This is a genomic window from Psychrobacter sp. PL15, from assembly GCF_035984995.1.
Taxonomy (GTDB): Bacteria; Pseudomonadota; Gammaproteobacteria; order Pseudomonadales; family Moraxellaceae; genus Psychrobacter.
The window spans coordinates 131832-157406 of the sequence record NZ_JAXCIB010000004.1 but is presented as its reverse complement, the minus strand read 5'-3'; the positions used below and the strand labels follow the sequence as shown (position 1 = coordinate 157406).

Below are 25575 nucleotides of genomic sequence, written 5' to 3'. Positions count from 1 at the left end.
CGCGACGGTACTGCTGGTATAAGCTTTTTGCAGCCTCTGTCTGCGTAGGCACAGCAAGTAAGAAAAACGTATGTCAGCAGTAGCTTATGTATCGATGTTACTTTTTATTGACTATATCTTCTGCTAGCGGTGAGCAAGTTGCTATTGAAAGCGCTGAACGACAACCCTGCAACATAAGGAAATGAACATGTCAGGATCAAATGAAGGTTATAAGTCTGTATTTAGAGAGGGGCTGTTTGCGAATCAAACGCATATCGTGACTGGCGGTGGTAGCGGCATAGGGCGTTGTACCGCTCACGAGCTTGCTGCGCTCGGCGCAAGGGTCATATTGATCGGGCGCAATCAGGATAAGCTCGATGCTACCAGCGCCGAAATTAGTGAAGATGGTGGCGCGGTTGGTACTAGGGTTTGCGACATTCGTGAGGAAGCTGCTGTGACGGATATCGTCAAGAGCATCGTGGATGAGTATGGTGAGATTCACGGACTGGTCAACAATGCAGGCGGCCAGTTTCCGGCCCCGCTCAGTTTGATTAGCCAAAAAGGTTTCGAAACAGTGGTGAGAACCAACCTAACTGGGGGCTTTTTGATGGCGCGTGAAGTCTATAATCAGTCGATGAGCAAACATGGCGGTGCTATCGTCAACATCATCGCCGACATGTGGGGTGGTATGCCAGGCATGGGTCATTCTGGGGCGGCTCGGGCCGGTATGGAGAACTTTACCAAAACCGCTGCTGTCGAGTGGGCCAACAGCGGAGTGCGGACCAATGCGGTAGCACCTGGCTGGATTGCATCCAGCGGACTGGATAAATACGACGTCAGCATGAAGCCCATGATTGCCCAACTTGCCGAGAGTGTCCCGCAAAAAAGACTGGGTACTGAAGCTGAAATTAGTGCAGCGATTTGCTTTCTTCTTAGCGAAGCGGCTTGTTTTGTCAACGGCGCCACGCTTCGGGTTGACGGCGCTGCGTCTTTAGGCAATAGAGTGTGGCCGCTCGCGTACGCCAAACGAAAGCCAGAATTCAATGGCTTTCATCGGAGTGTGGTACCAAAAGTGCTGCGTGAAGACTAGGTTAGCGGTTAGCAGAGAATAAGCAGGTTTATAGGTTCGAAAGTTCGAAAGTTCGAAAGTATCATAAACAGCGCCTATAAATAATGGCCATAGGTAAGAAGCTATAGGTAAGAAGCTATTATTTATAAGCAGTAGGGTCTTTGGCGGTAGTATTACTGTCATATGTGGTTGCCTTAGGTTGAGCACTAAAAAACGTCTGTGATATCGTTTGTTTGGCTTGTTGCCAATGCTCGAACTGCTGGCAAGTACTCTCAAGATCACCCTGCCATATTGGAATCTGTCCGCGCATCGTTTTAATACGCTTTTGATTTGGATACGGTAAGTCCTGGGCGGCCTCGGCAGCTTCATGGGCGGCGACCCGATCATTACATACCAATGCAATATCGCAACCGGCCTCAATGGCTGCGTGTACGCGTGCGCTAATATCTCCTACCGCTTGGGCTCCTGCCATAGATAAGTCATCAGAGAACAACACTCCCTTAAATTTTAGCTGTTTTCTCAAGATATCTTTTAGCCAAATTTTGGAAAATCCAGCGGGCTTGTTATCTACTTGCGAAAATATCACATGGGCTGGCATCAAGGCATCGAGGCATGATAGCGTTTGTGCAAAGGGTTGCATATCACTGGCCATAATCTCATCAAGGCTACGAGTATCGATCGCTTCTACCACGTGCGAGTCAGGCGCGATAGCACCATGACCGGGGAAATGCTTGCCTGTGGTGGCCATTCCTGCTGCTTTCATGCCGCGCATCAGCTGAGTGGCTAGGATGATAATAACCTTCGGATCTCGATGAAAACTACGGTCACCGATGACTTGGCTGATACCATCTCTATCGAGCACTGGTGCAAAGCTGAGATCAATCCCTACTGCCAACACTTCCGCTGCCATCAAATAACCACAATCATAAGCACAGCTGAGGGCAAAGCTAGAATTTTGATCAAACAAGTCACCCAGCTTACCCATTGACGGTAAGGGAGTGAAGCCTTCACGTAAACGCGCCACTCGTCCGCCTTCTTGATCAACGCCAATTAAAATGTCAGGATTGTGATAGCGAATATCGTCGCACAGCGTCCGCACTTGCGCCGCATTGGCCACGTTGCGTGCAAACAATATAACCCCGCCAACCTGTGCCTGTTTGATTAAGCTGACATCCTCAGCAGTCAGTGCTGTATTATCAATATCAATCATTAATACGCCATACATTGCATGATCCTCACAGTGTTATACACTGTTATATTCTGGGGTTAATTTTAAACGATGTTGTGGTCTATTTTTTATCAAACTGCTACGGCCTCAACCTTGTTAATCTTACTAACGATTAGTCTGAATTTAAGGTTCTGTTATTGATATTACTTCATTGATATTACTTTATTAATAGTGCTTTATTAATAGTACTTTGAATATGCGATAACAAAAAACAGTCAAGCTTTGCGATTATAATCTAATTATGCCAGCTATTGCTTGCTGAGCGAAACGTGATGGTTTAATAAGCCAGTAGCATTATTTAGTGGTTGCTCAACATCAACGGTTTACCAGTTAATAATGAATCGGCCGTCCATAAGGAATATGACAGAAAGTTTGGTATATATGGTCGCAAAGTGTAATATTGTTTATACAGGTTTGAGACAGTTTAGCGGCTCCAGTCATGCTATTATTAGCTATTTTTTAGCGATGCATAATCAATTAGAAACACTTTTTTAATCTAATCTTATATTTGACAATCAATTTATACGTTCAGTTTAGGCAAATAGTTAAAGTGATGCTTTACCTCAATTAATTAAAATAGATTTTGTATAGAATATTCAGTATTTAGCGACAAAATAAAAATAAGTATGGTGCGTTTATTGGCTTTTAATGCTGGCTCAATTAATCACTCAATAGTAAAGCTTAATAGTAAAGCCCAATAGTAAAGCTCAATAGTAAAGACAGTACCGTAAAAATAGCTAATAATAAAACCCGCTATATGTGACCAGAAGTGATTGATTTAGCCATTTTTTTTGATAAAAATAGATAATATTCAAGATATTTTTCACTTAAGATAACTAGGTATATATGATGAAAAAACAACCAGCACAGTGGTTACTCAGTGTGGCATCAGTGGGCATCGCTGGTCTTATTCTTACGCAAAGCTACGGCACTGCGGTCGCAAATACCGAGACGGAAGGTTTCGTACAGACACCCGAACAAAAGATAACCACCCGCCAAGTAGCGGCCTTACTTGATCGCAGTCACTATCTCAACCAGCCCCTTGACAGCGCAATGGGTAGTGAGATTTTATCAATGTATATTGATAGTCTTGACCCTAACCATACCCTATTCTTACAATCCGATGTCGACGAATTTAAGAAAAAGTATGCCAGTGATTTTGGTAATCGGCTTAAGCGTGGCGATCTATCTGCAGGGATAGAGGTCTTTGAGCGCTATCGTAAACGCTCAAATGAGTATTTTGAGCTGTCGACAAAGATGCTCAAAACGGATCTCGACTTGACCAGTAGCGATACCATTGTCTTTGACCGTGAAAAGCTCAATCATTTTAAAACTAAAAAAGCGCAGCGTGACTATTGGACACGTCAGCTTAAGTTTCAGTTGATTAGCATTACCCTAGGTAAAGAAAGCGAAACCGCTAAAGAAAAAGTATTTTTGGCCAATCCAGATATTACTCGTGGACAAGACTTGGTACGCGACGATGATCGTACCCCAAGTGAGATTCTACTCAACCGATTATCACGGCAGCAAGAGCAATTCACCCGTCTCAAAGATGATGAGGTCATGGAAACGCTGCTAAATACCGCCATGCTTACTTACGATCCGCACAGTAACTATTATGCCCCTGTACAAGCGAATGAGTTACAGATTCAATCTAGTCTGCAGCTAGAAGGAATTGGGGTTTCTATTCGTCCTGATCGCAAAAATCCAGACTATACTAGAATTGTTACTTTAGTCGATGGCGGACCAGCGGCGAAATCAGGGCAAATAAAACCTAACGACTTGATTATCGGTATTGCCAAAGATGGCAAAAATATGACCGATGTGGTCGGTTGGTCGACGCGTGAAATCGTCAGTCTGATTCGGGGTAAGCGCGGTACCTCAGTGACGATAAAATTACGTCAGCCCAATATGCCAGATGCCAGTGCCCGTACAGTGACTGTGGTGCGTGATATTATCGCTCAAGAAGAGTCTGGGGTTACTCATCGGGTAGTAGAGGTACAGCGCCCTAATATTGATGCCAGCCCTAAACGCATTGGTGTCCTTGAAATACCTAGCTTTTATCTGAATTATCGCGCCCGCCGTAATGGTGAAGACTATCGTAGTGTCAGTATCGATACTGAAAATGCCATTAAAGCGTTGAATAAAGAAAATATCGACGGCCTAGTAATTGATCTGCGCAATAACCCGGGTGGTTCGTTAGACGAAGTAGCCAAAATGCTAGGCCTGTTTATTAAGAGTGGCCCGCTAGTACAGATCCGTGATAATCGCGGTAATATCCAAGTCTACCGTGACGATGATGGTGGCGAACAGCTGTATGACGGCAAGATGGTGGTGATTACTAACCTAGCGTCTGCCTCTGCTAGTGAAATATTTGCCGCTGCTATTCAAGATTATGGCCGTGGACTGGTAGTTGGTAGCACCACAACCGGTAAAGGTTCAGCACAAATTCAGCTGGATAATTTAGCCTTGGGTTCTGCGACTTTAACCCAGCGTAAGTTCTATCGTATCACGGGTGGTAGTACTCAAAATAAAGGGGTTGTGCCTGATGTTGAGCTGGTCAATATTTATGATGATGCCACCTTTGGTGAGCGTGCGCAGAAAAAAGCCTTACCTTGGGATACTATCAAGACCGCAGCTTACAAACCTGAAGCGAAGTTTAGTGACAGTATACTAGCAACACTGAATCAGCAGTCTAAAATTCGTCAACAGCAAAACCCACAGTTTTCTTACTTAACGGCGCTAAATAACATTCGTGATATGGACGATGAGAAAAAACCTATTAACATTAATATTAATAGCCGCCGCGCCAAAATGAAGCTGATTGAAAAGAGTTCCTTAGAAGCTGAGAATAGACGTCTTATAGCGACTGGTGAACGTCCATATGCCAATTGGAATATCTATCAGGCAGCGATGGATGCAAAATTTGAAGAACGTAGTCGAATGAAAGTTAACGAACGCCCACAGTTACTAGAAGATGAAGCCTTTATTAACGAAGCGGCCTATTTAATGCTAAGCGCTGATCCAAAAGTTAGCTTGAGTCCTGAACAAAAGCTGTAGATTATAAGTCACTATAAATTGCATGTAAGCATATGCTTACGTGTAATGACGCCTGAGCCTCTTACTAAGAATAGCCCAATCTGCGATTATACATTCACGGCACGATTGAATGATACTCTTTATTTATACTAGGGATTGGTATTTATAGGTAGTTTGTAGATTGGGTCAAGGATGGCTTGCTGAGTAAGGATGATAGGGCAAGATGCCCGATGGTTACAACATATTTCGGGATTAAATATGGCGTAACAGTAACAAGGATGGTTAGTAACTAAGACCGTGTAACGCTTGTCGTTACACGGTCTTATTGCGTTTGCCATAGCAAAATTTATATCTTACAGTCTATTGAGTATGATACGACTGTCTCACCTATAGTTAAAATACCTTAAAAATGCGACGGTACTGCTGGTATAAGCTTTTTGCCGCCTCTGTCTGCGTAGGCACAGCAAGCAAGAAAAACTTATGCCAGCAGTAGGTTATGCATCGATATTACTTTTCATTGACTATATATGAATAAGTCGTGTCTGTTGATCGTACAAAAAAAGCCAGTAGATAGTCTACTGGCTTTTTTTAATTTAATAAGTTTTATGCGAAGCGCTAGCAAAGATTAACTTAATGGCACCGCCGCATAAAAATCATTAATAACAATCGAGGTGATTGCTATAAGATTAATGCTCAACGCCGCCGGCACCATGTACATGGCCGTGACCTAGCTCTTCTTCAGTAGCGGCACGAACTTCTTGAATTTCAACATCAAAAGTCAAGCGCTTGCCTGCTAGAGGATGATTGGCATCAACAATTACTTCGTCATCATTAACATCAGTAACGGTCACTAACATCACTTGGCCACCAGCTTCTGACTGGAATTGCATACCAGGCTGAATATCATCAACACCTTGGAAGTTGTCGCGCGGTACATGTTGTACTGCTTGATCTTGATATTCGCCGTAGCCATCAACAGGCTCAACGACAGCATTGACTTTTTCGCCAGCAGATTTGCCTTCTAGTTGCTGCTCAAGGCCTGGGATGATGTTGCTGTGGCCATGCAAATAGGCAAGTGGTTGACCTTCTGGAGACTGGTCAAGTACGTTACCTTCGTCGTCTTTTAGCGTGTAGTTGAACTTGACGGCAGTATCTTTTGCGATAGTAGTCATAAATTATCCTAAATATATTAATATAAAAATTTAAATACGGTTGTAATAAACCTAAAAAAGCCAATCAGCCAGCCAAAAGCCACGTCAGTAGTCAATTATCATCAGTTTATTAGAGTAACTTTAACAGTTAACATCTTTAATTGAGATGGGAGGAATAACTTTCAAGGCAAAAAACATAAAAAACACTAATTAATGGGGATAAGGTTACGTTTATTAGTATTATCGGCGTTAATACGGTTCATAGGTCACGGTTTACCAGTTGCGTTTTTATACTAGGACTTCTACCATGACTGTAAACATAAGGATAAAAATCGCTATGACTTCAATAAAAAATATCTCTGACAGCCAATCAGATGACCGTTCGAATAGCCATCCAGATAGCCATTCAACGAACCTAGTTGCTAAACCAGCTGCTAATATCAGTTACCGACTCGATTTTGAGCGTTTTTTGGAACATTTAATTAACGTCAATCTAACCTTTACAGCTGGCACTGATGAGCCAAGTCTATGGTTGCCGGCATGGATTCCGGGCAGTTATCTGATGCGTGAATTTGCGCGTCATATTACAGCGGTACATTATCAAATAGTAAGTAATAACGATGAAGCATCTAGTAATGATTATCAAGCCCTTGATAATTACGATCAGACTGAGCCTCATAACAGTATGCACCGTGCCAAAAAAATAGATAAAAATACATGGCAGTTACCACAAGTTAAAGCAGGCCAGACCTTAAGTGTGCACTATGAGGTCTATTGCTATGATTTATCGGTGCGTACAGCTTATGTTGATCAGAAGCGTTTATATGGCAATTTTACCTCGTTAGCTTTAGCGGTTGAGGGGCAAGAACAGTCCCCCGTACAAGTGAGTTTGCTAGTACCCGCTGAGTTTTTAACCGCACTGGATATAGCAGATAAACGTTTAGCAGACGAAGGCGAAAATACAAGCAGTGTGGTGTTAGCCTGCGGACTAGACGCTACCCATTTACATAGCGACAGCCAACATGGCTATGGTCTACAAGCAGATAGCTATTATCAGCTGATTGATCATCCGTTTGAGATTTCTATACAGGAAAAGTTTGATTTTATTATTCGAGATAAACAGCATCAAACACTGAGCCATCGCTTTTTTCTCTCCGGTACGCATAGCGCTAACCTGGGGCGGCTTCAGCAAGATATCACTCAGATTTGTCAGACTTACTTAAATTGGCTGGGAGATGCACCGTTCAGTGACTACACATTTATGACTTATGCCAGCGGTCAAGATTACGGCGGTCTTGAGCACATTAACTCTACCAGCTTGATTACCCCACGTCGGGATCTACCGAGTACCAATGAGCCTGAATTACCCAGTGCCGCTTATCAGCGTTTCTTAGGCTTGTGTAGCCATGAGTATTTTCATGCCTGGTGGGTCAAGACTGTACGTCCCGACGTTATGTTGGATGTTGATTTACGTAAAGAAGCCTTTACACCATTATTATGGGTGTTTGAGGGTTTCACCTCTTACATCGATGACTTTATGTTACAAGCATCTGGGGTCATCGATAAAGCCTGTTATCTCACCCTCCTAGCGGAACAGATTAATCGCTACTATCAAACCCACGGACGCGTGCACCAAAGTGTGGCTGAATCTAGTTTTGACGCGTGGATTAAGCTCTATCGCAGTGATGAAAATACTGGTAATGCGGGTATCAGTTACTACAACAAAGGCGCTTTAGTGGCGCTATGCTTGGATCTGACCCTACTACAAAAAAGCAAAGGTCAATATCGCTTGTTCGATGTGGTCAAGGCCTTTTATAGCCAAGCCAAACAGCAAAATAATCAACGTATTGGCATTAGTTCTGCCGACATGGGCACGGTAATCGGGCAATTTATGCCCACGGCAGATTGGGATGATTTTGAGCGCCGCTATGTCAATGGTGTGGAAGAGCTGCCTATTAAGCAGCTATTGACTGCAAACGGTATCAACGTCCACACTGATCCTAAAGAAACGGCTGATAAGCAGGTTCCTTGGGGTATGCGCTGCAGTGAGACGCCAGCTGGGCTAAAAGTGAATCAGGTACAGCGTGGAAGCATAGCTGCCAAAGCGGGCATCTCGGCCCATGATGTCATTATTGCTCTTGATGGTATTAAGGCTGACAATAAGCAGCTCGCCACTGTATCAACGGTACAACGTGGGATCGAATGTCATCTATTTCGTCGCGATGAGCTGATGTGTGTCAGCGTCATACCCAAGGTAGTCTCTGAAATGCAAACACTACAGGATTCTGAGACTATAGAATCGGACAATATCAAAGAACCTTATTCTCATAAAGTCAGTCTGCTTTTAGCGAAGCCAGATAACTTGTCAGAAAACGCAGTGGGTAATTCAACGATTACCTCTTTTGCATGGCAAGCATGGCTTGAGGTTATGACGCGTTATGACAGTTGAGTTACTCAGTTACCTAACTATAGTTAAAATACCTTAAAAACGCGACGGTACTGCTGGTATCAGCTTTTTGCAGCCTCTGTCTGCGTAGGTACGGCAAGCAAGAAAAACGTATGCCAGCAGTAGGTTATGCATCGATATTACTTTTCATTGACTATATTAGCAATCAATTGACCAGTCACTAAAATTCTTGTAATAAAAAAGCCCTTGCCAAACAATTATGTTTAGTAAGGGCTTTTAGTTAGCAATCAGTTTGACATTTAGGTGCTAGATTAACTGGTTTTATTAGCTTCTACGCCTTCTGGCGCATTGGTCTTATCAGGAATAACGTTATCATCAGTCTTATGAGTAGCAATCCAGTCTTGCATTAGCTCAATCTCGGACTCTTGCGCATCGATTATTTCTTGTGCCAGCTGGCGCATTTCTTCATCTTTGCCGTATTTGAGTTGTACTTTTGCCATGTCCACTGCACTGACATGATGGGGCATCATACCACGAGCAAAGGCCATGTCGGCTACTGGGTCTGCGATACCGAGCATCATCACGTTATTCATGGCGTCCATACCATCGGCATAGGCTTGTTGCATTGCTTGAGTTTCAGGCTTGGGGCTGGCGGCATCAGGGTGGCTGGCAAGCCATTTTCTCATAATATCAATTTCAACTTGTTGCGAGTCGATAATATCTTGTGCTAATTTACGCATGGTCGGGTCAGTACCATACTTTAGCTCAATGGTGGCCATATCCACCGCGCCGCGATGATGTCCGAGCATACTTTTGGCAAACGCGGTATCTGGGTCGTTATAGGTCATACCAATCATCATCTCGTCATGCATATTGCTCATTGATTCTGTATAGTCTCTATGCATATCTGTCATCTGCGAATCATCCATCATACTGTCACCTGCCGCCATGTCATGTCCAGCATGTGGATCCATAGCGTCAGCATCGCTTTCGGGTACTGCAATGGGTGGCGGCATGACCTCTGCTATCGGCGTTGCTTTGGTGCCCTCGGCAGCTGGCTGACAGGCGCTAAGCGCAAGGGCAGCAGTTACACTAGCGGCGAGAAGGGCGAAACGATAAGACGTGGTCATGACATATCCTTAACTTAAACGGGCTAAACTAAATAGCAGGCTGGCGAGATAAGAGGTAAATATATATAAATAGATCATATGAGTTTAGCAGATAAACCTTACCAGTTCGAGACGCTATCTTTGAGATGTCGTAACGGCTGTAGGCAGAATACGTTTTAAATGTGGAAGAGCAAATCAAACCCCTTCCGAAACGTATTAATCGACAATACCCAATTGCCAGCAGCGCTCAGTATTGAGGTGAAGACGGACAAACTCTCCCACCGGCAGTGAGCCCAGCTCAAATCCTGCGACCGACCAACGAATGAGGCGCAAACAAGGCAAGTTCACATGGGCAGTCATCCGCCGGACTTGACGGTTTTTACCCTCATAAATAGTGATCATCAGCCAAGATGTCGGTCGGTTTTTACGCTCACGAATAGGCGGATCACGCTGCCATAAGGCGATAGGTAAATCAACCTCATCGACTATGCTAACGGTTGCCGGTAACGTCTTGCCATCTTTTAACACAACGCCAGCCGTCAGCTCAGACAGCTGCATTGCGGTGGCCATGCCCTCAACTTGCACCAAGTAAGTTTTGCCCTGTTTATGATTGTCTTGCTTAAAATTATTGGCACGTGGTGGCTGAGTAATGGCTTTATTGACCCGCCCATCATTAGTCAAGATTAATAGCCCTTCTGAAGTAGCATCCAATCTACCTGCAACGCGCAGTGACTTATCGGTAAAATAAGGGGCTAGAGTGGTGTGCGAGTTACCGCCATCATCGCGAAACTGACTTTGTACGCCGTAAGGTTTATTGAATAAAATCAGACTTGAGGTCGGCATAAAATAACTATTCCTGAAATAAATCATGTCCCAAAATAAAACATGAATAAAAGATTGCACCGTACAATTATAACGCACAAAGCATCATGGTTATTTGCGCTAAGAAATTTACAGTAGAAAATCCGTATTAAAGGATCTTAAAACAACCCATATACCAAGTCATATTAATGTAGGGTACTTGTTCACTCAAGTTAAAAAAGGCCGTACTGCCATAGTAGTCGTGACAGTTTTGATGTTTGAACGTGATTTATGTACAAGAAGTATTATCAGTTAGGCCTGTAGTTTAGTACACTGGTGAGAATAATCTGTGATATTTCTTTCAACAATTAATCCGATAAAACAAGCAACTATTACTGATGTTTTATTTCTGCACTACTATTTGCAACAACTTCGCCAAGTGCGCTTGCGACATTTAATATGCCACCAAGGAGTTTGATCACATGTCCTATGATAAGGTTATCCTACCAAGAGACGGTGAAAAAGTAACCGTAAACGCCGATTTATCGTTCAATGTACCCAATCATCCCATCATTCCGTTTATTGAAGGGGATGGTATTGGTGTAGATATTACGCCTGTGATGATTCAAGTGGTTAATGCTGCGGTAGAAAAAGCCTACAAAGGTAAAAAATCCATCATTTGGATGGAAGTATATTGTGGTGAAAAAGCGGCTAAAATTTATAATGGTGCATACATGCCAGCAGAAACCCTGGAGATTTTACGTGATTATGTGATCAGCATCAAAGGCCCATTGACCACGCCAGTAAGTGGCGGTATGCGTTCATTAAACGTTGCCCTTCGTCAAGAGCTTGATTTATACGTTTGCCAGCGCCCAGTACGTTGGTTCGAGGGCGTGCCAAGTCCAGTTCATCATCCTGAATTGACTGACATGATTATCTTCCGTGAAAACTCAGAAGATATCTATGCAGGTATCGAGTGGAAAGCCGGTACTGACGACGCTATAAAAGTGATCAACTTCTTACAAAATGAAATGGGCGTTACCAAAATCCGTTTCCCAGAAAATTGTGGTATCGGTATCAAGCCAGTATCAAAAGAGGGATCGCAGCGCCTTGTGCGTAAAGCGATCCAACATGCTGTTGATAATGATTTGCCAAGTGTGACCCTGGTGCATAAGGGTAACATCATGAAATATACTGAAGGCGCGTTTAAACAATGGGGCTACGAGCTTGCCGCTGAGCGTTTCGGTGCTGAGTTGTTAGACGGTGGCCCTTGGATGACCATGAAAAACCCAAAAACGGGCAACCAGATTATAATCAAAGACGTTATCGCTGACGCATTTTTACAGCAAATCTTAATGCGTCCTGCAGATTACTCCGTTATTGCTACCTTGAACTTAAACGGTGATTATATCTCTGACGCGCTAGCGGCAGAAGTGGGTGGTATTGGCATCGCACCAGGTGCTAATAAAGGGGGCGCCATCGCTGTTTATGAAGCGACTCATGGTACTGCGCCTAAGTACGCCGGCCAGAATAAAGTAAACCCCGGCTCGCTCATTTTATCAGCCGAAATGATGCTGCGTGATATGGGCTGGACAGAAGCCGCTGACCTCGTTATCGAAGGTATTCAAGGCGCTATCAAGAACAAAACTGTGACTTATGACTTTGAGCGTCTCATGCCGGATGCTATCTTATTAACGACTTCTGAGTTTGGTAAAGCGGTGATTAAGCATATGGATGTCTAATCGTGTTATTTAATTTATGCCGTTTGCTAGTTAAGAAGCCATTTACTTAAAGGTATAGTTAATGAAAAGTAATATCGATACATAATATACTGCTAGCATAAGTTTTTTTTGCTTGCTGTGCCTACGCAGACAGAGGCTGCAAAAAGCGTATACTAGCAGTACCGTCGCGTTTTTAAGGTATTTTAACTATAGATGGTTTTTTATGAAGTTTTAAAACCTCCTAATAAATAAAATGTAATAAAAAACACCCCAATAGTCTTAGACCATTGGGGTGTTTTTTTATAGGCTTAAAGTTATTTAAGCCCAAGTAGTTACGCACAGCTATCTAAGCGTAACTACTCAAGCAAAATGACTTAAGCAAAATGACTTAAGCAAAATGACTTAAGCAAAACTACAACGATGCTATCGCGTCATTGAATAAAGTACTTGGACGCATAACTTGCTCAGCTAGTTTTTCATCAGCTAAGTAGTAGCCTTTGATATCCACAGGCTTACCTTGAGCTTCATTAAATTCTTTAACAATAGCGTCTTCATTACTTGCAAGATTTTGCGCAAGTGGTGCAAACTGTGCTTTAAGATCAGCGTCTTGGTCTTGCTCGGCTAGCTCCTGAGCCCAGTACATGGCCAGATAGAAGTGACTACCACGGTTGTCTATCTCACCAGTTTTACGTGATGGGCCTTTGTTATTCAATAATAGTTTTTCTGTCGCCGTATCAAGCGTATCTGCCAATACTTGAGCTTTGGTGTTATCGTCGTGAGTTGCCAAATGCTCCAAAGATACCGTTAAGGCTAAAAACTCACCTAATGAATCCCAACGTAAATGGTTTTCTTCTAATAACTGTTGCACGTGCTTAGGTGCAGAACCACCAGCGCCCGTTTCAAACAAACCACCGCCTTTCATTAGTGGTACCACTGACAGCATTTTAGCACTGGTTCCTAACTCTAAAATTGGGAATAAGTCAGTTAGATAGTCTCTTAAAATATTACCGGTAGCAGAGATGGTATCAAGACCGCGAGCCACGCGCTCTAAGGTGTAACGCATCGCACGAACCTGTGACATAATTTCAATGTGCAGGCCTTTGGTATCATGATCTTTTAAGTAGGTATTAACTTTTTTGATCAACTCATTTTCGTGTGGACGGTAAGGGTCTAACCAAAAGATAACTGGGGTATCTGATTCGCGTGCACGGCGCACGGCAAGTTTAACCCAATCTTGGATAGGCTCGTCTTTGACTTGACACATGCGCCAAATATCACCCTTTTCAACAAGCTGCTCAAGCAAGACTTCATCGGTTTCTTCGTCAACAATACGAGCCATACCCGAATCGCTGGCTTCGAACGTTTTATCATGCGAACCATATTCTTCTGCTTTTTGTGCCATCAAGCCAACGTTAGGGACAGTGCCCATCGTGGTTGGGTCAAAATTGCCATGCCACTTACAGAAGTTAATCATTTCTTGATAGATACGCGCAAATGTAGACTCAGGCATAACGGCTTTACAGTCATACATTTTTCCATCAGCGCCCCACATTTTACCACCTGAACGAATCATAGCAGGCATAGACGCATCTACAATAACGTCACTTGGTGAATGGAAGTTGGTGATACCTTTTGATGAATTAACCATCGCAAGGCGTGGGCGATGTACTTGGCATGCATGTAAATCGCGTTCAATTTCTTCACGCTTACTGGCTGGTAGCTCGGCAATTTTTTCATACAAACTTGCCATACCGTTATTGACGTTAATACCTAACTCGTCAAAGAAAGCGCCATGTTTATTGAAGGCATCTTTATAATATGTTTTGACCGCATGCCCAAATACGATAGGATGCGATACTTTCATCATGGTGGCTTTTACATGCAGTGAAAACAAAATGCCGGCTTCGCGGCAATCTTCCATTTCACGCTCATAAAATTCAAGTAACGCTTGTTTGCTCATGAACATCAGGTCGATGACTTCTTTATCAAGCAAAGAAATCCCCGATTTGAAGACACTGATAGTGCCATCTTCAGCCACACGCTCCATACGTACGCTACGCGCTTTATCTAAAGTAATAGATTGCTCGCCAGCATAGAAATCACCATTGTGCATGTGCGATACGTGTGTCTGTGACCATTGTTTCCATTCACCCATAGAATGCGGATGCTTACGAGCAAAATTCTTAACTGCTTTCGGTGCACGGCGGTCTGAGTTACCTTCGCGTAAAACAGGGTTAACCGAACTGCCTAGGCTCTTACCATAGCGCTGACTAATTTCTTTCTCTTCATCAGTTTTTGGCTCGTCTGGAAAATCAGGTATCGCGTAGCCCTTGCTTTGCAATTCTTTAATTGCGGCTCTAAGCTGCTGGACAGAAGCACTAATATTTGGCAGTTTAATAATATTGGTGTTTGGATCCTGCGTAAGACGACCAAGCTCAGCTAAATTGTTAGGAACGCGTTGTTCTTCACTTAAATATTCAGGAAATTCAGCCAACACTCGTGCGGCAACTGAGATATCAGTGGTTTCAATAGCAATTCCTGCGGTTTGGGTAAACGCTTTAACAATAGGCAAGAATGATAAGGTCGCTAGCGCTGGGGCTTCGTCAGTTTTTGTATAAATAATTTTTGACATTGTAGTATGACATTCCTTTGGGTTATCGTTAATAAGGCTCAAATATAATTCAATAGTTCTAGACAGCCTTTATGCAATAATGGGCTATGTGGTTAGATCAAGTACATTATTGATAGTCTCTTGGAGAGTTTCGAGTCTGCTTCGTTGACTGGTCTTTCGTTAGCCGACCTTAACCCTTGCTAGAACTGGCGTTAAATTTCGCTAGAATTCGCTAGAACTAGAATTCACTAGAACTAGAATTCACTAGAACTAGAATAAGGCACTTTACTTATATGGTCTACACTGTTTGAAAGTGAATGGCGGACAGCGTCTTTAGTTAACTCACTATAAATCTGATACGATGTCAATCTCGCACAATGAACTAGGTGACCCGTTTTTGCTTGTTTCTCATGTCTGTGAATTATATTAAAGTATTACGAGGCTTATTCTACCAGTCATCAGCATAAATATCATCTTTTCCATACAAGCACTGCTTTTTAGACAGAAATAATAGAACAGATAATAAAACTACCAACAAAGATGTGTTGCAATCAAACACACCCCAACAGCCTTAGAGCGTTGAGGTGTTTTTTTATAAGCTTAAAGTTGCTTAAGCCCCATCAGCTAAGCTCAGTTAATTGAGTCCAGTTAAAACGCTGCCAAAGTTATAAAGAAGCGATGGTTTCGTTGAATAGTTTACTTGGACGCATAACATTTTCAGCTAATTTTTTATCAAAGAAATAGTAGCCATTGATATCTACCGGTCCGCCTTGAGCGTCGTTCAGCTCTTTGACAATGGCGTCTTCATTGCTGGCTAGTTTTTTAGCAAGTGGCGCAAATTTCTCTTTTAGCTCCTTATCGTCATTTTGTGCAGCCAATTCTTCGGCCCAGTACATGGCTAGATAAAAATGACTACCACGGTTGTCTAACTCACCTGTTTTACGTGCTGGCGATTTGTTATTCAATAATAGTTTTTCGGTTGCCGTATCCAGGGTATCTGCCAATATTTGCGCTTTGGCATTGTGTTCGTGAGTTGCCAAGTGCTCCAAAGATACCGCCAAGGCTAAAAACTCACCTAATGAGTCCCAACGTAAGTGGTTTTCCTCTAACAGTTGCTCAACGAGCTTAGGAGCTGAACCGCCGGCACCAGTCTCAAACAAGCCACCACCATTCATGAGTGGGACAATGGAGAGCATTTTTGCACTGGTTCCTAGCTCTAAAATTGGGAATAAATCAGTGAGGTAATCCCGTAGCACGTTACCGGTGACCGAGATGGTGTCTTTGCCTTCTTTTAAGCGCTCTAAAGTAAGACGAGTGGCTTCTCTAACCGGCATGATACGAATATCTAAGCCGCTAGTGTCATGATCTTTTAGATAATGTTCTACCTTCTTGATTAATTCTGCATGGTGTGGACGATTTTTATCCAACCAAAAAACAGTCGGTATATTGCTCGCACGGGCACGAGTCACGGCTAATTTAACCCAGTCTTGGATCGGTGCATCTTTTGCCTGATTCATACGCCAGATATCTTCAGCTTTTACCCTGTGCTCGGTTAACACATTGTTATCACTATCGAGAACTTGCACCTTACCAGCAGAGGGTATTAGGAAGGTTTTATCATGCGAGCCGTATTCTTCCGCTTTTTGCGCCATTAAGCCCACATTAGGTACTGAACCCATGGTAGTGGGATCGAACGCGCCGTGTTCTTTACAGAATTTGATGGTTTCATCATAGATGCACGCGTAGCTACTATCAGGGATAACCGCTTTGGTATCGTGCAGCTGATTATCAGCGCCCCACATTTTACCTGAACTGCGAATCATCGCCGGCATTGACGCATCGACAATCACATCACTGGGTACATGCAGGTTGGTGATGCCTTTGTCTGAATTGACCATGGCAAGATCTGGGTTACTCTCATAGATGCTCTGAATATCGGCTTCGATTTCTTGGCGTTTTTCTTCAGGTAACTCTGCTAATTTAGAGAGTAGATGACTAAAACCATTATTGACATTGACGTCCAGCGCTTTAAACGTATCGCCATGCTTGGCAAATAGCGCTTTAAAGAAAACTTTTACCGCTTCGCCGAAGATAATAGGATCAGAAACCTTCATCATGGTGGCTTTTAGATGTAATGAAAACAACACATCAGACTCTTTGGCATCTTGTACTTGCTCTTCAAAAAAAGAAACTAAGGCATCATGACTCAATATAGCGGCATCAATGACTTCACCGGCCAGTAAAGGCGCTGGCGCTTTTAACTCAGTAACAGTCCCATCTTCGGCGGTAAACTCAATACGGTACTCAGTCGCTTTATCTATAGTCACTGATTCTTCAGTATCAGCAAAGTCGCCATGGCTCATCGTCGCCACATGAGACTTAGAGTCTGTGCTCCATGCACCCATTGAATGTGGGTTTCTTCTGGCGTAAGCTTTAACCGCTTTTGGCGCTCGTCTATCAGAGTTACCCTCACGTAGAACCGGGTTGATAGCACTACCTTTAATTTTGTCATAACGAATACGAGCGTCTTTTTCTTTATCCGTTTCTGGGTGATCTGGGTAATCAGGTAAGGCATAGCCTTTATCTTGCAACTCTTTAATTGCTGCCTTTAACTGCGGGATAGAGGCACTGATATTAGGCAATTTGATGATGTTTGCTCGAGGTTTTTTTACCAGTTCACTTAATGCGACGAATGCGCTAGGGATACGTTGTTCTTCGGGTAAAAAATCTGAGAATAAAGCAATAATTCGTCCAGCTAAAGAAATATCAGCGGTTTCAATAGTGATTCCTGCAGTTTGGGTAAAAGCCTTAACGATAGGCAAAAATGATAGGGTCGCGAGCGCTGGGGCTTCGTCAGTTTTTGTATAAATAATCTTTGACATTAGTAAGGTATTCCTTGGATTTATAGTTTTGGTCATCGCTAATAGTTGTTATTAATAATAAGGCTCAAAAATAATTCAATAGTTCTAGACAGCCCTCATACAATAATGGGCTATGTGGTTAAATCAAATACATGATGGGTAGTCTCTTGGAGAGCTTTGAGGCTGCTTAGCTTGTTTCGTTGACTGGTCTTTCGGTAGCTGGCGTTAACGGTCGCTAGAAGTTAACGGTCGCTAGAATAAGGCACTTTGACTATAGCGTCTAAACGACCTAAAAATTGAGTTGCTGACGGTGTATTATAGTTAACTATCTATAAAGCCGATGCGATGTCAATATCGTATGATGAACCAATTGTACTATTTTTTCTCGTTTATTATGTATACAAATTATATTAAGCTATCAAAAGCATTATCCTATCAGTCATCTAGGGTAAATAACATCCTTTGCATACTCGCACTGTTTTTTTGAACATAATTGTGCATGCCCAGATAAGTACAATCATTTATAGTCGACGCTTCATTAGCAGCTGCACCGAGCTGAATAGTCGGTAAAGTAGACCTATACGCCTCCCTGATATGACAAATAATGATTCAAGGTTAATCTGCTTGTATTTAAGCTAAAAATCCAGCTTATTTTTGCAAATTGTGACAGCAGCTTAACCAAAATTTGTTAGTCTAATGGATAATTAAAGAATTAATAATATAGCGGTAATGAGTGATATGACTATGAGTTTACAGTACGCACTAGTCGGTGATATGAGCTGGCAGAAACGCGCCGAATGGCAGACCCCTGATACCCCTTTTATGTCTTTTGCCTTTTGGCAAGCATTGAGTGACACTGGTGCCATTGGTGAGCAGGCAGGCTGGTTGCCTATTTTTGTATTGGTGTATCGCCAAAACGAAGTAGATGCCGACACGGATGCGGCCATAGATAATAGTAGTAATAGCGATAATAAGGATGATACAGCGCTCATGCAGCCTGTTGCTGTGATGCCTGTGTTCGTAAAAGGCCATCACCAAGGTGAGTTTGTCTTTGATCATTCATGGGCGGAAGCTTATGCACGTTACGGTATTGATTATTATCCAAGGTTGGTGACTAGCGCCCCCTACACGCCAGTCACCGGCGAGCGGTTTTGGTTGGTGCAAGGTGAAAGCCTTAGTGACAATATTATCCAAACGGCGATTGCAGGAGTCGATGACATTGCGCAGCAAGTAGGCGCATCAGGCTGGCATGGTTTGTTCGTCACGCCTAAGCTCGCCAAACTTGCGACCGCAGAAACGGCTATTATACCTAGCACTGACGAGATAGATAATATAATACAAGGCCGCAATGCCGGATTAGATAAGGCCTCTCTAAATACACCAATGCTTGAGCGCCAAGGCTGTCAGTTCTTGTGGCAAAATAAGAACTTGACTGAAGGCGAGCAACCTTTTACAGACTTTGATGACTTTTTGATGACCTTGAAGGCGAAAAAGCGTAAAACTATTCGTGCTGAGCGTAGAAAGGTCGCTGAGCAAGGTATCATATGCTATCGCAAATGCGGTGATGATATTACTGATGCAGATTGGAAAGCGTTTTACCATTGTTATGTGATGACTTATGCAGTAAGGGGGCAACAGCCTTATCTAAGCATAGATTTCTTCATGGCATTGGCACAAAGCATGCCTGAACATCTGTTCCTAGCGCAGGCGTTTGATAGCAATGGTGAGATTATCGCCAGTAGTTTGTTCTTATATGATGTTCCTGAATCTAAGGACGAATCATCAACGGCTACTTTATATGGTCGTTACTGGGGCGCGCTTGGCGAGTATGACAGTCTACATTTTGAACTGTGCTACTATCAAGGGATTGAGTTTGCCATTGAACAGGGGTTAACTTATTTTGATCCAGGCACCCAAGGTGAGCATAAGCTGATTCGTGGTTTTATCCCTACCAAGACCCATTCCTTACACCGTATCTATGATCCGCGCTTTGTACCAGCGATTGCAAATTTTTGTAGCGAAGATCGTATGCGTATGGCGCAGTACCGTCAGCAAGCTCATGAGGCACTGCCATTTAACGTGGATAATATGCCTGATTTTGATGTAAATGCTTAACGGTTATTTCCCAAATATGTAGTCTCACTCTTAATGATATTTAGCCCTTAACTATGTCTAACTTCAAACCTTCTTGTGCGCTCAAAAATCATCCACCTTTAGAGTTGTTATCATGGCTCAATACTGAAGGGTCTTTGACCGCAGTACTAGAAGCACAAGCGGGACAGCCTTTAAGAGTACAACGTAGCTTTGAAGGCTATCGAGTGCTGTCGCTGACTCAGAAACGGCAATTAGGGTTGCAGGGTTCAGCGCTTAACCGTCCGCTGCTGGCATGGGTGCGCGAAGCGCAGTTATATGGTAATGATGAACTACCCTGGGTATGGGCCCAAAGCATCTTCCCATTAGCTAGCTTGCAAGGGTGTGCACGCCGTTTACAACAGTTAAAAGGCACGCCTATTGGCTATGTATTGTTTAAGCGTTGCCGCACCTTGCCCAATCAACGTTTTATTTGTCATACTACTCAGGGTTGGCAACGACAAACGCGTTATGATTGGTATGGTCGCAAATTATTGATCAGTGAGACTTTCTTGCCGCAATTCTACCAAAAGCTGCTGGAGACTTAGCTCTTTCGTTGTTAAACCTCAATAGTTAACCAAGTAGTCAGATATTTTTTGATTTGCTGTTATTATTAGCTGCCCACTAAAGCAGCCATCATAGATTTTCATAATTATCAGCCACGATTTATATTCGTAAGTTGCTGATTTATATTTATTTATATCGATAAAATATCACCGTGCAGCCTACTCAAGCTAAGGTGAGCGTTTTTTGCGTCCGTAACATAAAGTTTCATGGTACACTGGTTTTACAGCAAAAATTAAGATGCAGGATCGTATCCAATCTACTGCTGAGCATGGTAAGCCAACTATAGGCTACTCTCTTTTAATAGCGTTATTCCATAAACTTATTGTCATCGCTTTATGCTAATAAAGCCCTTCTAATAACAGTCACTATATAGGACATGAATATGTTTAAAGATATATCAATTAAGGAATATGATCCCGTACTTGCTGAAGCAATGGCAGCTGAAAGCGTTCGTCAAGAGAATCATATTGAGCTGATTGCCTCAGAAAACTACTGCTCACAAGCGGTGATGGAAGCACAGGGTACTGATTTAACCAATAAATATGCAGAAGGTTATCCAGGCAAGCGTTATTATGGTGGTTGTGAGCATGTAGACGTGGTTGAGCAATTGGCCATTGACCGTGCCAAAGAATTGTTTGGCGCAGAGTATGTAAACGTCCAGCCGCACTCAGGTAGCCAAGCGAACTCAGCCGTATTCCTAGCACTTCTTGAAGCCAATGACACTATTCTTGGCATGAGCCTGGATGCGGGTGGTCACTTGACTCATGGCGCACATATTAACTTTTCAGGCATCAACTATAACGCCGCACAATATGGTTTGGTTGAAGAAACGGGTCTGATTGATTATGATCAAGTTGATAGCTTAGCGCGTGAGCACAAGCCTAAGATGATTATTGCTGGTTTTTCAGCGTATTCACAAGTTGTCGATTGGCAGCGTTTCCGTGATATCGCTGACGAAATTGGCGCGTACTTACTGGTGGATATGGCGCACATAGCTGGTCTTGCTGCGACTGGCGTTTATCCCAATCCAGTACCGTTTGCAGACGTAGTGACTACCACCACGCATAAAACGCTACGTGGCCCACGCTCAGGTATGATTCTTTCTCGTGATGAAAAACTTGCGAAAAAAATAAACTCAGCGGTATTCCCTGGCAACCAAGGTGGCCCGTTGATGCATGTTATCGCTGCTAAAGCGATCTGCTTTAAAGAAGCTTTAGAAGATAACTTTAAGACTTATCAGCAGCAAGTGGTTAAAAATGCCCAAGCAATGGCTACCATCATTCAAGAACGCGGCTATGACATCATCTCTGGCGGCACTGAAAACCATCTAATGCTTATCAGCTTGGTCAAGCAAGAATTGACAGGTAAAGAAGCGGACAAATGGTTGGGTGATGCGCATATTACGGTCAATAAAAACGCTGTACCCAATGATCCAAAATCTCCGTTCGTGACTTCTGGTATCCGTATCGGTACACCAGCAGTAACGACTCGCGGCTTTGATGAACAAGACGTGTCAGAGTTGGCTAACTGGATCTGTGATGTTATCGATAGCCGTGGTGATGAGCAAGTGATTGCCGATACCCGCAAAAAGGTTGAAGCTATTTGTGCTAAAAAACCGGTTTATGCTAAAAACCAGAAAGCAGCTGTCTAATAAGCTAGAAATTAGCCTTCATAAAATTCAGTCAGACTGAAAAATAAAAACCGCTTAGCTTATGCTAGGCGGTTTTTTTGTGTCTCACTTGTTTTAATCTAATTCGATTGCATTATCGGCTTACATAAATGGCAATTTAGTGAATATTTGCAACACGGTGGCGTTGACGATATCGACAAAGAAGGCACCAACCATTGGTACAATCAAAAACGCCTTAGGCGAGGGCAGATAGCGGTCGGTTACGGCCTGCATATTAGCAATAGCGGTTGGGGTTGCACCCATCCCGAAGCCGCAATGGCCGGCTGACAACACAGCGGCATCATAATTTTTGCCCATGACTCTAAAGGTTATAAAGTAAACATATAGAATCATAACGAATGTTTGCACCAGCAAGATAATTAACACAGGGCCTGCCAGTTCAGTCAACTCCCACAGTTTCAATGACAACAATGCCATCGCCAAAAACAGACTCAAAGAAGCATTACCGATTACATCAATAGCACGGTCAAACATGTCAAAATCAAAAGCTATGGTCAAGGAGTTACGAATAATCACACCGCCTGCTAATGCCCAGACAAAGGTGGGCAATTCAAACGCAGTGCCTGCTGCAATTAGGGTCATTATGTCTGCAAAAGCTAGAGCCGCCGCAAATAAGGCTAAGGTTTCAATGGTAGAAGAAGCGGTAATCAGGCGAATGTTATCAGGTTTTTCAAACATCTCTTCTTGTCTATGATCACTATCTTCGCTATGTTTGGTACTATATAGCGACTGCTCAGCAGCGAGTTTTTCCACCTCACTCGGGTTTGGATTGTCTGGTGTGGGGGTTAGGCCAAGATTTTTGATCAATCTGCGAGCAACAGGGCCGCCAACGATACCGCCCGCTACCAATCCGTAGGTTGCAACCGCGATGCCTAATGTCGTCGCTCCGACCACACCGTACTGCTCTTCTAATACCACGCCCCACGCTCCTGCCGTGCCGTGTCCACCAGTTAGAGCAATAGAACCCGTTACTAGTCCGAGTAGAGGATCAAGTCCAAGTGCGCTGGCCATTGCCACGCCAACGACATCTTGCAAGACAATAAAGACGGATACCACGATGGTAAAAATCAATAACGGCGTACCACCTGCTTTAAGCCTACCAAAATCAGCACTTAATCCAATAGATGCAAAAAACATCAACATGGTAGCCGTTTGTAATCCTTGGTGAAAGTTAAAGCTATAGCCCCAAATGAAGTTAAGGGCATAGACAACAACTGCAGCAACTAAACCACCCGCAACTGGCTCTGGAATATTAAAGTCCTCTAAGAACTTAATTCTCTTAACCATAAAACGTCCAAGTAACAGCACTAATGTTGCAAATATCAGCGTGTAATAGCCATTTAGCGTAACTTCCATAGGTTGATCCTTCTTATAAATATAAATTAACCTAAATTTGGGATAGAATCAGTCTTATCCCAAATTCATATTGTTGTAATAAGTAGCTAAAATGAATTGTTTTGGCGTACATTCAATTTAGTGCGGCTATTGTAATGATTAGCGGTTAAAAAATATACAATTTCTAGAATTTCTACTGGTGATTATATGTTTTTCTTTCCTATTTAAAAGTGGTAGTTTGCGCATAAAAAAACGCCAGCACGGATGCTGACGTTGTAGTGTTACTTGTTTTAGACTAAGTCTATATTATCTATAATTGTCTTGACTGATGTGTACATAACCCATTATTAAGCACGGGTTTCGCCATGACCATAGACAATCCATTTTTGTGAAGTCAGACCTTCAAGTCCCACTGGACCACGGGCATGAATCTTGTCTGTTGAAATACCAATCTCAGCGCCGAGTCCATATTCAAAACCATCAGCAAAGCGACTTGAGGCGTTAATCATGACGCTCGCTGAATCCACTTCACGGATGAAGCGTTGCGACTTGCTATAGTTATCGGTAATAATCACGTCAGTATGTTGACTACCATGAGTATTGATATGTTCGATTGCTTCATCTAGGCCGCTAACAATTTTAACAGCCAGTATTGGTGCTAGATATTCGGTATCCCAGTCTTCTTCAGTTGCGGCTGATAGATGACCTTTAAGCTTGGCATTGTCATTCAGAATCGCTTGCGACTTGTCATCGAGACGCAGTTGCATGGCATCATCCGCTTTTATTATGGCTTCAGCAATTTGTGGCAATAATTCATGGGCAATTGCTTCATCAACTAATAAGGTCTCCATAGTATTACAGGTGCCATAACGATGGGTCTTGGCATTGACGCTGACTTCGATAGCAATTTTTGGTTCGGCATCGCGATCGATGAAGGTATGACAGTTACCATCTAGATGCTTAATGACGGGCACTTTTGCATCACGGCTAATACGTGCAATCAAGCCTTTACCGCCACGTGGCACAATCACATCAACGTATTCTGTCATAGTAATCAATTCGCCAACCGCAGCGCGATCAGTGGTTTGTAGTACCTGAACGCTATGCTCAGGTAATCCGGCGTTTTTTAGACCGCGGTGGATACATTTAGCAATTGCCTGGTTAGACTCAAACGCTTCAGAACCGCCGCGCAAAATAATGGCATTACCCGATTTGAGCGCTAGTGATGCTGCCTCTAATGTCACGTTGGGACGCGACTCATAAATCATACCAACCACGCCGAGAGGCACACGCATTTTACCTAAATGTATTCCTGACGGCTGAAAAGTCATATCAGTGACTTCGCCGATAGGATCCGGTAGCGTTGAGACATCTTTAAGACCCTGAAGCATGCCATCAAAACGCTCATCGTTGAGCTCTAAGCGATCAAGTAGTGCGGCATCAAGATTATTCTTTTGGCCGTTATCCATATCAGTCTTATTAGCCGATAAAATATCCTGCTTGGCACTGACTAATTCATCATGAATGGTCATGAGTGCTGAGTTCTTCGCACTGGTATTGGCAGCAGCGAGGGCACGAGAGGCTGCACGTGCTTGCTGACCAACGGTTTGCATATAAGCGGTAATGTCTGTGGTATCTGATTGACTCATAAATTATTTTCCTTATAGGGATAAATGGGCGTAGGGATAAATGGGCGATAAAGGGCACTCTAAATTTTTTATAAATTTCAGAGTGTCATAAAGAGTGTCATAAAAAGGCGGCAAATAATTTGCTAAATGCAGCAAAAGCGCCCAAACAGGCGAAAAATGTGCCAAATATCAGTAATGATTGATAAAAACGGAAGGATTAACACCTTTAGTGGCGTTATGCTATTTAAC

At 43.0% G+C, this 25575-nt stretch carries 15 protein-coding genes; 7 read left to right on the top strand and 8 right to left on the bottom strand.

Annotation, left to right across the window (positions count from 1 at the left end):
* Positions 1-187: 187 nt before the first annotated feature.
* Positions 188-1069 carry an SDR family oxidoreductase gene (locus tag RCH20_RS05140; RefSeq protein WP_209955501.1) on the top strand — a complete coding sequence of 294 codons (882 nt, stop codon included), beginning with the start codon at positions 188-190 and terminating at the stop codon, positions 1067-1069.
* Between the two features lie 118 nt (positions 1070-1187).
* Here RCH20_RS05140 and nagZ read toward each other — a convergent pair whose 3' ends face one another.
* A complete protein-coding gene (gene nagZ / locus RCH20_RS05135; protein WP_327192816.1) occupies positions 1188-2273 on the bottom strand; it encodes a beta-N-acetylhexosaminidase in 1086 nt (361 codons plus the stop codon).
* Between the two features lie 852 nt (positions 2274-3125).
* Here nagZ and RCH20_RS05130 point away from each other — a divergent pair.
* Positions 3126-5336 (top strand): carboxy terminal-processing peptidase, encoded by a 2211-nt coding sequence (locus RCH20_RS05130; RefSeq protein ID WP_327192815.1) that lies wholly within the window; start codon positions 3126-3128, stop codon positions 5334-5336.
* 665 nt (positions 5337-6001) lie between these two features.
* On the opposite strand, the gene RCH20_RS05125 is transcribed toward RCH20_RS05130, so the two are convergent.
* Positions 6002-6487 carry an FKBP-type peptidyl-prolyl cis-trans isomerase gene (locus RCH20_RS05125; RefSeq protein WP_209955494.1) on the bottom strand — a complete coding sequence of 162 codons (486 nt, stop codon included), beginning with the start codon at positions 6485-6487 and terminating at the stop codon, positions 6002-6004.
* 316 nt (positions 6488-6803) lie between these two features.
* On the opposite strand from RCH20_RS05125, the gene RCH20_RS05120 reads away from it, so the two are divergent.
* Positions 6804-8915 (top strand): M61 family metallopeptidase, encoded by a 2112-nt coding sequence (locus RCH20_RS05120; protein ID WP_327192814.1) that lies wholly within the window; start codon positions 6804-6806, stop codon positions 8913-8915.
* 269 nt (positions 8916-9184) lie between these two features.
* Here RCH20_RS05120 and copM read toward each other — a convergent pair whose 3' ends face one another.
* Both copM and RCH20_RS05110 read right to left on the bottom strand, forming a co-directional pair.
* Complete coding sequence (copM, locus tag RCH20_RS05115) at positions 9185-10003, bottom strand: CopM family metallochaperone (RefSeq protein WP_327192813.1); 819 nt, start codon at positions 10001-10003, stop codon at positions 9185-9187.
* A 195-nt stretch (positions 10004-10198) separates the two neighbouring features.
* Positions 10199-10825: a pseudouridine synthase gene (locus RCH20_RS05110; protein WP_209955490.1), complete on the bottom strand. Its 627-nt coding sequence runs from the start codon at positions 10823-10825 to the stop codon at positions 10199-10201.
* Positions 10826-11265: 440 nt separating this feature from the next.
* Between RCH20_RS05110 and icd the strand changes: the two genes are divergently transcribed.
* Positions 11266-12525, top strand: coding sequence for an NADP-dependent isocitrate dehydrogenase (icd, locus tag RCH20_RS05105; RefSeq protein ID WP_209955488.1), 1260 nt, complete (start codon positions 11266-11268; stop codon positions 12523-12525).
* 391 nt (positions 12526-12916) lie between these two features.
* On the opposite strand, the gene RCH20_RS05100 is transcribed toward icd, so the two are convergent.
* Both RCH20_RS05100 and RCH20_RS05095 read right to left on the bottom strand, forming a co-directional pair.
* Entirely contained in the window at positions 12917-15136 is a 2220-nt protein-coding gene (locus RCH20_RS05100; protein ID WP_327192812.1) for an NADP-dependent isocitrate dehydrogenase, read from the bottom strand.
* Positions 15137-15780: 644 nt separating this feature from the next.
* Positions 15781-17997: an NADP-dependent isocitrate dehydrogenase gene (locus tag RCH20_RS05095; RefSeq protein ID WP_327192811.1), complete on the bottom strand. Its 2217-nt coding sequence runs from the start codon at positions 17995-17997 to the stop codon at positions 15781-15783.
* Between the two features lie 723 nt (positions 17998-18720).
* Here RCH20_RS05095 and RCH20_RS05090 point away from each other — a divergent pair.
* The 3 genes from RCH20_RS05090 to glyA all read left to right on the top strand — a co-directional run bounded on the left by RCH20_RS05090 (position 18721) and on the right by glyA (position 22324).
* The gene (locus tag RCH20_RS05090) at positions 18721-20091 is read left to right on the top strand and encodes a GNAT family N-acetyltransferase (protein WP_327192892.1); all 1371 of its coding nucleotides are present in this window, start codon (positions 18721-18723) and stop codon (positions 20089-20091) included.
* Between the two features lie 53 nt (positions 20092-20144).
* On the top strand, positions 20145-20654 hold the full coding sequence (locus RCH20_RS05085) for a chorismate--pyruvate lyase family protein (protein ID WP_327192810.1): 510 nt from the start codon (positions 20145-20147) through the stop codon (positions 20652-20654).
* Positions 20655-21055: 401 nt separating this feature from the next.
* Positions 21056-22324, top strand: coding sequence for a serine hydroxymethyltransferase (gene glyA, locus RCH20_RS05080; protein WP_209955479.1), 1269 nt, complete (start codon positions 21056-21058; stop codon positions 22322-22324).
* Positions 22325-22444: 120 nt separating this feature from the next.
* Here glyA and RCH20_RS05075 read toward each other — a convergent pair whose 3' ends face one another.
* Together RCH20_RS05075 and RCH20_RS05070 are read right to left on the bottom strand one after the other, a co-directional pair.
* On the bottom strand, positions 22445-23719 hold the full coding sequence (locus RCH20_RS05075; RefSeq protein WP_327192809.1) for a sodium/glutamate symporter: 1275 nt from the start codon (positions 23717-23719) through the stop codon (positions 22445-22447).
* 326 nt (positions 23720-24045) lie between these two features.
* Positions 24046-25347, bottom strand: a complete 1302-nt coding sequence (locus RCH20_RS05070; RefSeq protein WP_327192808.1) for a glutamate-5-semialdehyde dehydrogenase — start codon at positions 25345-25347, stop codon at positions 24046-24048.
* Positions 25348-25575: the final 228 nt, after the last annotated feature.

Bases quoted from the DNA above. Each gene is read 5' to 3' on its own strand.
- RCH20_RS05140 (WP_209955501.1), top strand. From the start codon at position 188: ATGTCAGGATCAAATGAAGGTTATAAGTCTGTATTTAGAGAGGGGCTG.
- nagZ (WP_327192816.1), bottom strand. From the start codon at position 2,273: ATGTATGGCGTATTAATGATTGATATTGATAATACAGCACTGACTGCT.
- RCH20_RS05130 (WP_327192815.1), top strand. From the start codon at position 3,126: ATGAAAAAACAACCAGCACAGTGGTTACTCAGTGTGGCATCAGTGGGC.
- RCH20_RS05125 (WP_209955494.1), bottom strand. From the start codon at position 6,487: ATGACTACTATCGCAAAAGATACTGCCGTCAAGTTCAACTACACGCTA.
- RCH20_RS05120 (WP_327192814.1), top strand. From the start codon at position 6,804: ATGACTTCAATAAAAAATATCTCTGACAGCCAATCAGATGACCGTTCG.
- copM (WP_327192813.1), bottom strand. From the start codon at position 10,003: ATGACCACGTCTTATCGTTTCGCCCTTCTCGCCGCTAGTGTAACTGCT.
- RCH20_RS05110 (WP_209955490.1), bottom strand. From the start codon at position 10,825: ATGCCGACCTCAAGTCTGATTTTATTCAATAAACCTTACGGCGTACAA.
- icd (WP_209955488.1), top strand. From the start codon at position 11,266: ATGTCCTATGATAAGGTTATCCTACCAAGAGACGGTGAAAAAGTAACC.
- RCH20_RS05100 (WP_327192812.1), bottom strand. From the start codon at position 15,136: ATGTCAAAAATTATTTATACAAAAACTGACGAAGCCCCAGCGCTAGCG.
- RCH20_RS05095 (WP_327192811.1), bottom strand. From the start codon at position 17,997: ATGTCAAAGATTATTTATACAAAAACTGACGAAGCCCCAGCGCTCGCG.
- RCH20_RS05090 (WP_327192892.1), top strand. From the start codon at position 18,721: ATGAGTTTACAGTACGCACTAGTCGGTGATATGAGCTGGCAGAAACGC.
- RCH20_RS05085 (WP_327192810.1), top strand. From the start codon at position 20,145: ATGTCTAACTTCAAACCTTCTTGTGCGCTCAAAAATCATCCACCTTTA.
- glyA (WP_209955479.1), top strand. From the start codon at position 21,056: ATGTTTAAAGATATATCAATTAAGGAATATGATCCCGTACTTGCTGAA.
- RCH20_RS05075 (WP_327192809.1), bottom strand. From the start codon at position 23,719: ATGGAAGTTACGCTAAATGGCTATTACACGCTGATATTTGCAACATTA.
- RCH20_RS05070 (WP_327192808.1), bottom strand. From the start codon at position 25,347: ATGAGTCAATCAGATACCACAGACATTACCGCTTATATGCAAACCGTT.